The following is a 12,088-nucleotide window of genomic DNA, read 5'->3' on the forward strand; positions in this document are numbered from 1 at the left end:
CTCGCGAGCTCGAGCAATCTGATCGCGTTGTCCGAACAGATTCTGCAGCGCGTGAAGTACAACCCAGGCATCACCGAAGTCACCAGCACGGCCGCCCAGGCGCTCGCGCTCGGCAACGGCGTGTGCCAGGACCATGCGCATCTGATGCTGGCCTGCTGCCGCGCGCGGGGCATTCCGGCGCGTTACGTGAGCGGCTACATCGAACCGGGCGAGGTTCTCTCCGAAGGAAGTCCCCTTGGAGGCGAGCACGGCGCCAGCCACGCATGGGTCGACGTGTGGCTCGACGGCAAGGGCTGGATTTCCATCGACGTCACGCATGCCGCGTTTGCTAGCGAGATCTACTGCCGCCTCGCCGTGGCGCGCGATTACGAAGCCGCCGCGCCGGTGCGCGGCCGGCGTATCGGCGGGATGGACGAGCAACTGAAGGTATCCGTCACGGTCAGTGCGCAGTCGCCGCAATAGCGGCAGCGCTGTGATTTGACGTTTGCGCTCGGTGGCCGCGCAAGGGCCGCGGAACGCGCCGCCAGCGAGCGCCACCTCGCATAGCTGTTCAGTTTGCCCGCAGTGTGGCCGTAATAGGCGGTAGAGGCGCCTGCGCGCCGCATTACAATAGCGGCGTTCTGTCGTTTTTTTGCGGGTACCTTTCGTTATGACTTACTGTGTCGCGATGTCCGTGGACGAAGGGCTCGTGTTCCTCTCGGACACGCGCACCAATGCGGGCGTCGATCACATCAGCACCGCGCGCAAGATGTCGGTGTTCGAGCATCCGGGCGAACGCATGCTCGTATTGCTGGGCGCCGGCAATCTGTCGCTCACGCAAGCCGTGCTGCACGAGCTCTCCGAGCCAACGGATCCTGCGCTGCCCACCCTCTGGAACGCGCCCACCATGGCCGACGCGGCCCGTGTGATCGGCCGCGCGGTACGCTGCGTGCATCAGCGCGAAGCCGAGGCGTTGCAGGAATTCGGCGTCGACTTCAATTGCAGCTTCATTCTCGGCGGCCAGATCGCGGGCAACCGGCCGCGGCTCTTCATGATCTATGCGGCGGGGAATTTCATCGAGGCGTCGGCAGTGAATCCGTATTTCCAGATCGGCGAGGCCAAATACGGCAAACCGATCATCGACCGCGTGCTCACGCCTTCCACACCGCTCGACGAAGCCGCCAAGTGCGCGCTGATCTCGATGGATTCGACGCTGCGCTCGAATCTGTCGGTCGGTTTGCCGCTCGATCTGCTGGTCTACGAGAAGGATTCGCTGCGCGTCACGCGCTTCGTCTCGATCGATCGCGACAACGCCTACTTCGAGATGATTCACCGTACGTGGGGCGAGCGCCTGCGTCAGGTGTTCGGCGAGATACCCGATCCGGACTGGCAGGATTCGCCCAATGTGCCGCTGCTGCAGCGCGAACGGGCGCTGGTGCTGCATCGTGCGCCGGTGGGCGCCGACGGTGTCGAGCATGAACTCGACGCGAAGCCGGCGCAGACGCTGGCGCAATCGGAAAAGGGCAAGGCCCAGCGGCGCTAGGCCATTCGGGGCCGCTCTTGCGGCCCGGCCGCCTCACAGCTCATAGCTCACAGCGAAGCCGTCGTGAGCCCACCAAACGAAAAAAAACCAGCCACCGGCTTTCGCCCGTGGCTGGTCTTCAACTGCGTGTTGCTTCAGCAGTCCGTCAAGTTCGATTAGAACTTGTGGCGGATGCCCAGGCTGACCAGTTCTTGCGAGCTGGAAGCCGAGTTGTAGCTGTAGGAGCCGATTGCAGCGCCTGCGTTGACCAGTGCGCCGTTCGAAGCACGTTGGTCGCCGCTTGCATGCTGATATGCGCCAACCAGGTAGATGTCCGTGCGCTTCGACAGGTTGTAGTCGCCGCCCAGGGAAACCTGGTGATACGTTGCGCTCGCGTCGCCGCTAGCCTTGGTGTAGATGTAGCCCACGCCAACCAGCATTGCCGGCGTTGCCTGGTAACCCAGGTATACGCCGCCGAGGTTGTACTTCTCGGTCGAACCGAAGCCCGAGTTCGCATCCGGCTTGTACTGTGCGTTGCTGTAGCGCAGGTTAGCCGTGAACGGGCCTGCGACGTATTGCAGAGCGACCGAAGCGATGCCGATCGACTTGGCAGCGACGTATGCGCTGTTGATCTGGTTGTCGAACGTGCCGTCCGACGTGCTGCCGTTCCAGCCTGCCGTCGGCGGCGTGCCAGCCGTGCGGCTAGCCAGCGTGTTGCCGTTGTCGGCGCGGAAGTAGCCTGCAGCCACGCTGAACGGACCCGTTGCGTACGTTGCAGCGCCCGCCCACGTTTGACCCGAACCCGTCTGGCCAGCCACGCCGCCCAGAGCATACATACCTTCGAACTGGAAGCCGCCCCACACCGGCGAGGTGTACTTGATGGCGTTGTTCGTGCGCGAGGAGTTGTCGTTGTTGTCGACGTCGCCCGGCGTAGCGAAGGTGGAACCGAAGTAGTTGTCAGCCGTCAGCGGCTGAACCAGGTCGACCAGCGGGTCATATTGACGACCCAGCGTGAACGTACCCCATTGGTCGCCCGTCAGGCCGACGTAGGCTTGACGACCGAACAGCCGGCTGCCTTGGCTCAGCTTGCCGTTGTTCACGTCAAAGCCGTTTTCCAACTGGAAAATCGCCTTCAGGCCGCCGCCCAGATCTTCCGTACCCTTCAAGCCCCAGCGATCGCCTTGCAGGTTGCCGCTGACCAGGCCAACCTGGTTGCTGTTATGGCCGGATGCGTCAACCGTGTTGTGAGCGAATTGGACCGATTCGTCGATCAAGCCGTACAGGGTAACGCTGCTTTGAGCATGTGCCACGCCCGTGACGCCAAGAAGCGCCAGCGAGAGGGTAGACAGTGCGAGTCGTTTCATCCATTTCTCCACGCAGATGATTAGTTTCGTTGTTGCGAAAAGGAGAATAGCTCACTGCTTCGATCGACAAGAACAGGAAAAAAAAGACTGTCTCTAAAAAGTGACAAAGGACGCAAAGCCTTGTATTTAAAGACCGTTATCGATTATTGCCGTTTTCGCAATATTGGTTCGTTGACGGCACATTATTGTTGTTTTGGTGACAGTGAAGGTTCAACTACCGTTGATCTAGACACCTGTTTGAATGGTCTTTGTAATCTAGTCGTCTAGCCGTTTTCGCCGTTTTGTAGCGTCCATGGAAAAGTGGGGTCACGTTTCGCTTGACGCGGCGTTGCGGACAGAATTTATGCGCTGTGGGTGGCAAGTTGGTGCGAGCGCGAGGCATCCGCGCTTCAAAGTCAGTTCTTAGCCGCGACGGTCGTTATGGTCCCCATTGCGGCGTGCAATAGTTGCGGCAGCCAGGCCGGCCGCCGCCGCGAATAACACCGAGGTCCACGGATTCCGTCTGACATAGCGATCAGCCGCGACGGCCGTGCGGCCGGCTTCAACCAGCGTGACGGCGGCGACGCGTGTCGCCTGCGCTTCAGCGAGAACAACGGTGCGGCCGATCTTGAGCGCGGTCGCCCGCGCGGAAGCCCTGTTGCGCGCTTTCGCCGGCTGTAAGGCCGACGCGGAAGCGGCCGCGCCCGGGGCTCCGGCGGCCGCGGTTGCGGGAGCAAAGCCGGCGACAGCAGCGGCGTCGGAGTCTTCCTCGCGAAGTAGCGCATCGGCGGATACCGTCGATGCCGCGAGTACCGAAGCAAGTTTGGCGCGGCTGCCCGGCGGCGCGTCTTCCTGCATGCCCCAGGCGCCGCGCGGGTCGTGCACGCGTCCGCGCGCCGCCGAAAACTCCGCGCCGAGCAGGAGCACGGCAGCCGAGAAGTACAGCCACATCAACAACACGGCCAGCGAGCCCGCCGCCCCAAACGAGCTCGCCATCCCGGCATGCGCGATATAGAGCGCGAACAGTTTCTTGCCCGCCGAAAACAACACCGCCGCGACGATCCCGCCGACAAACGCATCGCGCCAGCGCACCTTGTCGTCCGGCAGAAACTTCAGAAGGCCGGCAAACGCGCAGGCCAGCACCAGCAAGCCGACCCCGAGTTGCAGCAGGTCGCCGATCACCACATAGGGCGAGTTCCCCCACAGCCACTTGCCGATGAACGTGATGACCGTGTCGAGCACCAGCGAGACGATCAGCAGGAACGCGACCCCTAGCACGAGGCCAAACGAAATCAGGCGCACGCGCACCAACGCGATCACACTCGACGAGCGCGGCCCGGTATACGGCCACACTATATTGAGTGCGCTGTTGAGCGACGAGAAGGTGGCCGAAGCGCCGATCGCCAGCATCGTGAACGAAATGATCGCCGCGACGCCGCCGGCGCTGCCGCTGTGATGGGCGTTCTCGACGATGGTCTGGACGCCGGCGGCGGCCTGGTCGCCGAGCAGGCCGTGTATGTGATTGAACAGTTCGCCGCGCGCGGCTTCGGCGCCGAAGAACCAGCCCGCCACCGCAATCACCATGACCAGCGTGGGCGCGAGCGAGAATGCCGCGTAGAAGGCAATGCTGGCGGCCATGGCTGCGCAGCGGTCGTCGGCAAACTGTTTGAATGCGCCGATTGCCCAATTGGCCTGCTTGCGGGCCACCAACTGGAGGTTCTCGGCGGAAAGCGTGTCGATGTCCATGATCGTGTTTCTCAATGGGATACTGGCGCCCCGATGTGCTTTGTGCGCGCCGTGTGCATACCGTTGAGGCGGCGTCGCGGCGGTCCTCGCATCGATACCTTTCGCAAACCTTGTGCCTGTCACTATAACAAGCACGGCGTCCGCCTGTCCGCGATGCGGCGCAAGCTCGCGTGCCGTTAGAATGTCGACGAACCTTCACCCTCTTATCACCATGCACTCGCACGAACTCGTCAAGCAGTTGGACATCATTCCCGCGGAACAATTGAGCGCGCATTTGCCGGCGCATGTCGTCGAGCATTTGCCGACCCAGGGCGTCACCGTATTTGCCGTTAGCGACGACGCTTCGGACACCGCCGCATTCAGCGCGCGCTACGGCTTCGGACTCGAAGACTGCGCCAATACGATCGTGATCCGCTACAAGAAAGAGGGCGCCGAGCATTACGCGGCGCTGGTCTCATTGGGTTCGCTGCGCCTCGACATCAATGGCGCGGTGAAGGCTGCGCTCGGCGCGCAGCGCCTTTCGTTCGCCAGGCGGGAGGCCGCGGTGGAGCATAGCGGGATGGAGTTCGGCGGCATTACCGCCTTCGGCTTGCCGGCAGACTGGCGCATTCTCGTCGATGCCGCGGTGATGGAACGTACTCAGATCGTGATGGGCGCCGGCGTGCGGGCGGCCAAATTGCTGTTGGCGCCCGAGGTGCTGCGGCAGTGGCCGCGCTGCGAAGTGGCCTCCCTTACGTTGCCGGCAGAATGAGCAGCGTGGGATAGATTGCCGCGACATTGCCGCGGCCGTGAAGCGGAACGGGGAAGCAGAACGCCGGGAATGCCGGCAGCGCGGAGCGGTCCGCGCAATCGGCGCAATGATTTGCAGGGTTCGCGCTTCCGGAATGGCCGTGATCGCGCCCGCCGCGCTCAGTGCAGATCGCCCGGCCCCGCTTTGGCGTGGACGAAATAGCCTTCGAGGATATCGACCACGCGCCAGAGCGAACACGGTCGCCGGCAATGGCCGTCGAAACCGGCTTGTTTGAGTCCGGCAATCGGATCGAGCGGCCAGATGTTGCTCATTGCCAGTAACAGTATTCCGGCATTCGATGGCTCCTCGCGCACGGCGCGCGTAAATTGATAGTCCGAGGCGGAATCGAGTCTGGTGTCCAGCAATATCGCGTGCGGCTTCCACCATTTCAGAAAGCGATCCAGTTTGATCACGTCGGCGGCATAGACCGCGTCGAATCCCTTCAGCGACAGCAGCAGCAACAGCGATTCGCCAATCGCCTTGTCGCGATGCCCTATCATCACGCGGCGCGACGGTGCCTCTTCCACCACGCCACCGAACCTCCAGATGGCGAACTCGGATTCATCCTCGAGCGAAACTCGTCTTGTCACGGGGCCTCCGGCAGGCTGCACGATCTTTTAATGTAGTAAAAAAGACATAGCTTCGGGACGATTTACCTCTGATCAATGTTCGCATATTACAGGGCATGGGCGGCCCGGTACGAGCGATTTTGCTCGGCCACGAGGCCGCTCAACCGGCGCCGCTTCCCGAGATCTCAATGCCGGCGCGGCTCAGCATGCGCTGGTTGCGCTCCGACAGGTTCTTCACACGGAGTTGCTTGCCGGCTTTTCGATAGCGGTCGAACAGTCCCTGGAGCGCGGCCAGGGCGGAATGATCCGCGAGCAACAGGTGGCTGCAATCGACGGTGATGCGGCCGGGATCTTTCACTGGATCGAAAAGCTCGTGGAAGCGGGTGGTCGACGCAAAAAACAGCGTGCCGCGCGGAACGTAGGTTTTGTCGCCACCGCGATCTTCGACATGGGCGTGAATTTCGCGCGCGTGTTGCCAGGCGAAATTGAGCGCGGCGATCACAATGCCGCACAACACCGCGATCGCCAGATCGGAGAATACGGTGATGGTTGTCACCGCAACGATGACCAGCGCGTCGTTGCGCGGCACCTTGCCCAAGACCCGCAGCGAACCCCATGCGAAGGTCTGCTGCGCCACCACGAACATCACGCCGACCAGCGCCGCCAGTGGAATCCGCTCGATCAGGGGCGACAGAAACAGGATGAACATCAGGATCATCACGCCGCTGACGATGCCCGACAGCCGCGACCGGCCGCCCGAATTCAGATTGATCATGGTCTGTCCGATCATCGCGCAGCCGCCCATGCCGCCGAACAGGCCCGAGGCGATATTTGCCGCGCCCAGCGCGAGACATTCGCGATTCGGCTGGCCGGGGGTTTCGGTGATCTCGTCGGTCAGGTTGAACGTAAGCAGCGTTTCCAGCAGACCGACGATGGCCATCAGAACCGCGTAGGGCAGCACCACATGCAGCGTGTCGAGATTCAGCGGCACGCTGGGCACGTGCAGCCTCGGCAGCCCACCGGCAATATGGGCCATGTCGCCGAGCGTGCGCACAGGCAGATGCGACAGCTGGCTGAGGAGCCCCACGCCGACGATCGCCACCAGTGCGGGCGGCGCGGCGCGTGTGAGGCGCGGCAGCAGATGGACGATCAGCATGGTTAGCGCGACGAGACCGCACATCAACAGTAACGCGCTGCCGCGCAGCCATTGTTCGCCTTGCGGCGTGCTTTGCCTGAAATGCGCCAGTTGCGCTATCGCGATGATGATCGCGAGGCCGTTGACGAAACCGAGCATCACCGGATGCGGCACCATGCGAATCAGCTTGCCCAGCCGCAACGCGCCGAACAGCACCATCAGGATGCCGCTGAGTATCACGGTGGCGAGCAGATATTGCACGCCGTGTTGCACGACCAGCGCCACGATCACCACGGCCATCGAACCGGCCGCGCCGGAGATCATGCCGGGGCGGCCGCCGAATAAAGCCGTGATCGTGCAGATGAAGAACGCGCCATACAAACCCATCAAGGGATTGAGGTGGGCGACCAGCGCAAAGGCGATACATTCCGGCACCAATGCGAACGACGAGGTGAGGCCCGCGAGCACATTGCTCTTGATACCGGGAAGATTGGCGAGCCAACTGGGAGTGGGACTAGCAGTGTTCATCTGAAAGGAACGGAGACGTCGGGTTGAGCGCGCTTCGGCCGTGCGGCTGCTGCGCAATCGACGCGTAAAAACCGGCATGCCGTTGCTTGGCGCACGCGAAAGTCTTACGCGCGCAGTCAGCGTAGTGGGAAACCGGGGCAAACAGCGGGGCGATACGCGAGACGCCAGACGGGATGAACGTCGTGGCCAAGGCGGAGCAGCGGCCAGCCAGGATTGCAAAATTTTACAGCAGTGCGGTCAAAGTGACTGGCGCGGTGGTAAAGCGTTGATTGCGGAGCGAGTGAGGCCAGGGAATACACAGAATGGCACGCAGCCGCTTGCGCGACTGCGTGACTGCGCCTTGGTTGTGTGTGCTAGCGATGGACGCTCGCGATTACATTCCATCAGCGTGCCATGCGCGATACGCCAAATATGGCACGCACGAGTGCGCGAACACATTCGGCGCGTGCTTCTCTCAGATGATCAGACGCGAGACCTTGGTGCCTTCGAGCGACACACCGGCCATCAGGCCGCCGTTCGTCAGCACAAAAGCTTCGACCGGGCTGGTAGCGGTCGAGGTATCGACCGCGCCGTTCGCGCCGACCTTCAACAAGGCGACCGTTGCGTCAGCACCTGCAGCCCACCCCTGACTGCTGAGGAATTTGTCGAGCGCCTCTTGTGTCATGAACAGAAACACCAGCGCCTTCGACTGCGCGCCGATTTGCAAACCGAACGAGCCGGCGACGGTGCTGTAGTAGCCCGACGTACGTCCGCCCACGCGCAGCGCGCCTTCGCCGTATTGGCCTCCCACCCAGAAGCCCGCGGAAATCACGGACGGGAACACGAGCACACCGCGCGCCTTGCCAACCAGTTCACGCGATCCGGCGACGTTCGCGTACAGACGGGAGAGCGTGGAATCGACACCGGCATTGATCGTGTCGCGCTTGCCGGCGTTCGCCGAAGGCGACGCGCTGGAGGACGGCGACGTGGTCGTGCAGCCGGCGAGGCTAAAGCCCGCGGTGGCCAAAGCGGCGCTGGTGGTCATGATGAATTGTCGTCTGCGCATGATTATTTCCCCTGTACGTGATGGAGGTTGCGTTTTCTGTCTGAACCGTAAGTGCCGTGAACGCCGTGGCGCCGGCAAGCTTGTACGTCAATTGCTAAGCAGCATTTAGCGTGCCTGACGCCACGGGTTCAATCTCAGACAGCCATCATCAGCGGAGGTTCGCGCGGGGACTGACGGCGTTTTAGGCCGCGTCCCCCTTAGCCCCTACGCCGCCGGGCGGATATTCTGATTGTGGCGGAACAGGTTGTGCGGATCGTATTGCTTTTTCACGGCGGCGAGACGCTCATAGTTCGGTCCATACGCGTCAGCCACCCGGCCGCCTTCCTCCTGCGTCATGAAGTTGACGTACACGCTGCCAAGCGCGAACGGCGCGGAGACGTCAGAGAAGGCACGTGCCCAGCCAATGCAGCGCTCGTCATCGCTTGCGTCGTCCCAACGGCCGTGTACGTTCATCGCATACTGCGTATCGCGACTCGAATACGCCGTGGCTTCAACCGGCACCCGGCTCGTCTGCGCGCCGATTTGCCCGAAGAAGATTTCGCACTGCGGCGATGGCAGCTTGCCGATCGCATCGAGCAGGGCATCGATGAGACCGTCCGAAATAGCGCCTATGTTGTGCGACTTCCAGTAGTTGCGCGCGCCTGGCGTGAGCAGCGGATCGAAGGCCTGTTGCCACATGGCGTAGGGCATCGGCCCAAGATGTTCGCCAACCGGTGTGCCGAAGCCGCGCACGGCCTGCACCGCGGCAGGCCCGTTTTCGATCGGACCGGTGTAGCACATCGCAAATACGATGACCGGCTTGCCGTGGACCTCGGGGGGCAGGAATGGCAGCGGCGGGGCAAGCCGCGAAACGGTCCATACGCTCAGATCGTCCGGCATCTGTTCTGCCGCCGTGCGGTACTGAAGCAGGGCATTCTTCGCCTGCTCGATCGGCAACACCACGAGGCCGCCGTAGACCAGTGGCCCGACCGGATGCAGTGCGAATTCGAAGCGCGTCACGACGCCAAAATTGCCGCCGCCGCCGCGAATCGCCCAGAACAGATCCTGGTGTGAATCGGCGCTCGCGTGGAGCAGCTCGCCGTCGGCGGTGACGACGTCCGCTGAAAGCAGATTGTCGACGGTCATGCCGAACTTGCGGCTCAACCAGCCGAAGCCGCCACCTAGCGTCAGACCTGCCACGCCGGTGGTCGAGTTGATGCCGAGCGGGGTGGCGAGCCCGAACGCTTGCGCTTCGTGGTCGAAATCGCGGAGCGTCGCGCCCGGCTCGACGTACGCGCGCCGTGCTGCCGGATCGATATGTACCGATTTCATCGACGACAGGTCAAGCACGAGGCCGTCGTCGCACAGCGCGCTACCGGCGATGTTGTGGCCGCCGCCGCGCACCGCCAGCGGCAGACCGTTGTCGCGCGCGAACGCTACGCCGCGGCGCACGTCGGCCGCGCCGGCGCAGCGCAGGATCATTGCCGGATGCCGGTCGATCATCGCATTCCAGATACGGCGGGCCTCGTCGAAATTCGCGTCGCCGGGCAGAAGCAGTTGGCCACGGACTGCGGCTTTGAGTTCTTCTATGGCACTGCTGGACACACTCACCATGACACACCTCCAGACACAGTAGAGACGCTTTCAGAGCACTATTCAGCTGAACAAAGCAAAATTAAAGTGTCTGAAAGGTTTGATTTGCGTCCAGTAAACGGGCCTGCCTCGGTAAGTCAAACGAAGGTAAACCCGTGCTCACGGTTGATAGCGCGCGAAAGCGCGTGCAGCAGGTGTCTGCGCGTCGCGGTGGAAAAAATACCCCTCCGCGACGCCCTGGATGGTGGAAACGCTTCGGGAAAAGCGGCCTCGAAGAAGTGTTGGTTGGGCGCCAGGGTGGTGGCTGCGTGGCGACACTTCCGTCGCATCAAGCCTTCACGAGGCCGCCGTCCATAATCAGATTCTGACCGGTGACGGCGCGCGCCCACGGCGACAGGAAGAACAGCACGGCGTCGGCGAACTCTTCAGGTGTCGTGACGCGGCGCATGGGTGTCGAACTGGCGATCAGGTCGAAGACGGATTGGGGCGTAGCCGCGCTCGCGTCAGTCACGTCGGCCTGGATCGGCAGGACACGGTCGCCCAACTCTTCTTTTAGCGCGGGGGCCAGTGCTTCGCTCTTGCGGTAATTCACCACGACGCCCGCTCCTTCGCGTATCAGTGCACGCGTGATTGCCGCTTTTGCGCGGGATCTGCGCGCTTCAATAAAAAGTGAGCCTACGGTTCTTCGATTCATGCGATGAATAAGCCGACGTGAAAAATAAAAATAATAGTTTGGACTACATATCTACGGACAAAAATTTCCGCCAGATTTAAAGAGCGGCAATTAACGATCTTTGACAGTCATGCAACGCAATTAATCGGAAAGCAGGCCGTCAATCGCACATTGCGTGGGCTAGCGCACGGTCACCTGGTGGTGCTGCGCATAACTTCAACGTCCATCAGGCCCAGCTGTGTCCTTTCAATGCTTTGTTCGCGCGCAGCCAGTTGTCTCTCCCGAATCACGTCAAATCGGACCGGGGTTATCTGAGGGAGAGATGTAGGGTGTCGCGCGTTTTCGTGTGGCACGCCGCAATGTCGACCGGGCTTTGAAGTTTGACTTTTTTTAACGGCGAACAGGGATTCACTCGTTATCTGGATCTGCTCTTCAAAATATATGATTAGGAGAATGAAATGAAAAAGCAAAACGGGGACGCGCGGGGGTTGGGGACAAGCAAGGCGGTATTGGCGGTTGCTGTGAGTCTTTATGCCGCGATGTCGGGCGCGCAAACGAGTCCTGTGGCGCCTGTGGGGTCGTCGGCGAATTCGACGAAGCTGATGGTCGCGCAAGCATTGCCGGTCGATTGTCCGCTGTTCGACACGCTTGGCTGCAAGCCGGAACATGGTGGATTGCGGGCGTCCGCCGCTATTGGCGTGGCAGCGGCGGCTACGGGTCCGGGGTCGACTACGGGTTCACAGAACAACAATGGCGGCGGGACTACGTCGAACGGGTCGGGTGCTAACGGTGGTGGAGGCGGCGGCGCGGGAGTCGGTGCAGGGAGTGGGGGGAGCGGTAGCCGAGGGGGCGGTGGTGGTGGGACGGGCGGCACAGGTGGCAATGGTGATGGCGGCGCGGGTGGCGCGGGTGGCACAGGCGGCAATGGTGACGGCGGGACAGGTGGGACGGGTGGCGATGGCGGCCATGGCGACGGTGGTCATGGCGACGGCGGTCATGGCGATGGCGGTCATGGCGATGGCGGCCACGGCGACGGCGGTCATGGTGATGGTGGCCATGGCGACGGCGGTCATGGCGATGGTGGCCCTGGCGACGGCGGCCATGGTGATGGTGGCCATGGTGACGGTGGCCACGGCGATGGTGGCCACGGTGACGGTGGCCACGGCGATGGCGGACATGGCGATGG

10 protein-coding genes and 1 pseudogene are annotated in these 12,088 nt (G+C 62.4%); 3 read left to right on the forward strand and 8 right to left on the reverse strand.

From position 1 onward, the window contains the following. Together QOC89_RS17795 and QOC89_RS17800 are read left to right on the forward strand one after the other, a co-directional pair. On the forward strand, positions 1-462 hold a 462-nt coding region (locus tag QOC89_RS17795), incomplete at its 5' end, for a transglutaminase family protein (protein WP_323046224.1). 187 nt (positions 463-649) lie between these two features. After that, the gene (locus QOC89_RS17800) at positions 650-1,522 is read left to right on the forward strand and encodes a proteasome-type protease (RefSeq protein WP_323046225.1); all 873 of its coding nucleotides are present in this window, start codon (positions 650-652) and stop codon (positions 1,520-1,522) included. Between the two features lie 155 nt (positions 1,523-1,677). Here QOC89_RS17800 and QOC89_RS17805 read toward each other — a convergent pair whose 3' ends face one another. Together QOC89_RS17805 and QOC89_RS17810 are read right to left on the reverse strand one after the other, a co-directional pair. Then, positions 1,678-2,865 carry a porin gene (locus QOC89_RS17805; protein WP_323046226.1) on the reverse strand — a complete coding sequence of 396 codons (1,188 nt, stop codon included), beginning with the start codon at positions 2,863-2,865 and terminating at the stop codon, positions 1,678-1,680. Positions 2,866-3,267: 402 nt separating this feature from the next. After that, on the reverse strand, positions 3,268-4,590 hold the full coding sequence (locus tag QOC89_RS17810; protein ID WP_323046227.1) for a YihY/virulence factor BrkB family protein: 1,323 nt from the start codon (positions 4,588-4,590) through the stop codon (positions 3,268-3,270). A gap of 211 nt (positions 4,591-4,801) precedes the next feature. On the opposite strand from QOC89_RS17810, the gene QOC89_RS17815 reads away from it, so the two are divergent. Next, positions 4,802-5,341: a YbaK/EbsC family protein gene (locus QOC89_RS17815; RefSeq protein ID WP_323046233.1), complete on the forward strand. Its 540-nt coding sequence runs from the start codon at positions 4,802-4,804 to the stop codon at positions 5,339-5,341. Positions 5,342-5,499: 158 nt separating this feature from the next. On the opposite strand, the gene QOC89_RS17820 is transcribed toward QOC89_RS17815, so the two are convergent. The 6 genes and pseudogenes from QOC89_RS17820 to QOC89_RS17845 all read right to left on the reverse strand — a co-directional run. Next, a complete protein-coding gene (locus tag QOC89_RS17820) occupies positions 5,500-5,970 on the reverse strand; it encodes a histidine kinase (protein WP_323046228.1) in 471 nt (156 codons plus the stop codon). 139 nt (positions 5,971-6,109) lie between these two features. Then, a complete protein-coding gene (locus QOC89_RS17825; protein WP_323046229.1) occupies positions 6,110-7,612 on the reverse strand; it encodes a SulP family inorganic anion transporter in 1,503 nt (500 codons plus the stop codon). A 454-nt stretch (positions 7,613-8,066) separates the two neighbouring features. Next, positions 8,067-8,657, reverse strand: a complete 591-nt coding sequence (locus QOC89_RS17830) for a YSC84-related protein (protein ID WP_323046230.1) — start codon at positions 8,655-8,657, stop codon at positions 8,067-8,069. A 204-nt stretch (positions 8,658-8,861) separates the two neighbouring features. Then, entirely contained in the window at positions 8,862-10,250 is a 1,389-nt protein-coding gene (locus QOC89_RS17835; protein WP_323046231.1) for an FAD-binding oxidoreductase, read from the reverse strand. 307 nt (positions 10,251-10,557) lie between these two features. After that, a pseudogene (locus QOC89_RS17840) lies at positions 10,558-10,737 on the reverse strand (SDR family oxidoreductase); the annotation flags it as partial. Positions 10,738-11,639: 902 nt separating this feature from the next. Then, the coding region (locus tag QOC89_RS17845; protein ID WP_416340413.1) for a hypothetical protein at positions 11,640-12,088 on the reverse strand (449 nt) is incomplete at its 5' end.

Origin of the sequence: Paraburkholderia sp., assembly GCF_034668105.1 — a bacterium.
GTDB lineage: Bacteria > Pseudomonadota > Gammaproteobacteria > Burkholderiales > Burkholderiaceae > Paraburkholderia.

Coding starts and splice junctions, on each gene's coding strand:
- QOC89_RS17825 (WP_323046229.1), bottom strand. CDS start 7,612: ATGAACACTGCTAGTCCCACTCCCAGTTGGCTCGCCAATCTTCCCGGT.
- QOC89_RS17835 (WP_323046231.1), bottom strand. CDS start 10,250: ATGGTGAGTGTGTCCAGCAGTGCCATAGAAGAACTCAAAGCCGCAGTC.
- QOC89_RS17815 (WP_323046233.1), top strand. CDS start 4,802: ATGCACTCGCACGAACTCGTCAAGCAGTTGGACATCATTCCCGCGGAA.
- QOC89_RS17830 (WP_323046230.1), bottom strand. CDS start 8,657: ATGCGCAGACGACAATTCATCATGACCACCAGCGCCGCTTTGGCCACC.
- QOC89_RS17800 (WP_323046225.1), top strand. CDS start 650: ATGACTTACTGTGTCGCGATGTCCGTGGACGAAGGGCTCGTGTTCCTC.
- QOC89_RS17810 (WP_323046227.1), bottom strand. CDS start 4,590: ATGGACATCGACACGCTTTCCGCCGAGAACCTCCAGTTGGTGGCCCGC.
- QOC89_RS17805 (WP_323046226.1), bottom strand. CDS start 2,865: ATGAAACGACTCGCACTGTCTACCCTCTCGCTGGCGCTTCTTGGCGTC.